This is a genomic window from Okeania sp. SIO2B9, from assembly GCF_010672505.1.
Classification (GTDB): Bacteria; Cyanobacteriota; Cyanobacteriia; order Cyanobacteriales; family Microcoleaceae; genus Okeania; species Okeania hirsuta.
In genome coordinates this window covers 1-1,400 of the sequence record NZ_JAAHGK010001625.1, presented here as the reverse complement: position 1 = coordinate 1,400, position 1,400 = coordinate 1, and the positions used below count along the sequence as shown (strand labels likewise).

Sequence of the window (1,400 nt, the reverse complement as noted above, 5' to 3'; positions counted from 1 at the left end):
GGCAGGGCTAATTCATTGTCGCCAGAGAAAAATATTGAGGAGTACAAGTTTGGCCATGTTATCAAGTATTTCATGGTTTTTTCCCGAAATTATCACTCTTAAACAGAAAAAATTGTTACGGAGTCAGTCGCGATCGCAAACAACCAGGAGGAGTACAAGTTTGGCCATGTTATCAAGTATTTCATGGTTTTTTCCCGAAATTATCACTCTTAAACGGCTTTGTTGCATGAAAGTAGCGATCACAAACACCAGAACGATTGAAATGGAAAACTAGCTCAGAGCAAGGGTCTTGTCTGAACCCATTTCAATTCGAGGGCGACTTCAGTTCTGGATTTACAACAGCAGAAAAATCTGCTCCAAATCGTGAGCAATGGTACGAATAGCAGTAGTGAGGGAAGAATAGCCATGAAGGCGACAGATAGCGATCGCCAACTGACGAATCACAGAAAAATTAGCTGCAGCTTGAGAGTGCCGAATTAGACTCTTGTCCTCTCCAAACACTACATCTTTAACCCAATGTAGTCGATTCTCAATTCCCCAATGTCCCTGAATTCCTACTGCAAATTCTGCAGCACTCAACTCTAGACTACTAATGTAGTAAGCTGTTTGATCATAATCAACACCTGCTCGTTTACCCTGACGCTCTACTTTAATCAAAGACTTAATTCCCTCCCACTCAGAGCTAATTCCCAACAGATGATTAAACACAGATACTGTTCTACAAACCAAAGGATTTCTGCATTTGTCTTCTGATATATCAATACTACTTGGTTGTGTTTGTTTAGTCGTTAGTTGTACCTGTTGGTACAATTTTTTTTGATTACCTTTGAGTGCTACCCTTGTAATGATTGTCACTGTCAATGATTAACTTGACTGTTTTTTTTGACCATGTAAGGCATCACAAGTAAAAACCACTCCTTTGAGGTTTAAGCTAGTCAATATGCTTTGGACAACAGCAATTTCACTACTTTCTTGATTGTGAAATTGCTCTACAGGTACAGGTACTCCTTGACAATTACTGAACACAGAAACAACATTGACAAAGTTTTGGTAAGAACTATTACAATCACTCACAGTAGACCTAATACTCTTACCATCTACTGCTAACCATTCGGCCTCTTGAATTGTGATTTGCTGTTTAGCCCATTGATTGAATACTTGAGCCAACTGAGCAAAATCAATTCTGGTCATCATTCGCCGAAATGTAGACTTCTGGAGTGAAAACTCAAAGGTGATAGCTCTAGTTGTTGGTGTAAGGCCAGGTGATGACGACGAGCAAAATCTTCTAGGGCACAATAGGAGAAACAACCGCTCATTGTACCCATAATTACTAACAGTAATACTAACCATAATGGATAACGTCTCCCTCTGGCAGCTCGAAAATCTGGTAACTGGGCCAA

Annotated in this window: 2 protein-coding genes and 1 pseudogene; 1 reads left to right on the top strand and 2 read right to left on the bottom strand. The window is 39.9% G+C overall.

What is annotated here, in order from left to right; all coding sequences use genetic code 11:
* Positions 1 to 274: hypothetical protein (locus tag F6K13_RS33195; protein ID WP_287289935.1), on the top strand; the 274-nt coding region annotated here is incomplete at its 5' end.
* Positions 275 to 333: 59 nt separating this feature from the next.
* Here the strand turns inward: F6K13_RS33195 and F6K13_RS33190 are convergent.
* A pseudogene (locus F6K13_RS33190) lies at positions 334 to 1,191 on the bottom strand (ISAs1 family transposase).
* The coding region (locus F6K13_RS33185) for a transposase family protein (RefSeq protein ID WP_287245580.1) at positions 1,191 to 1,400 on the bottom strand (210 nt) is incomplete at its 5' end. The gene F6K13_RS33185 and the pseudogene F6K13_RS33190, both read right to left, overlap by 1 nt.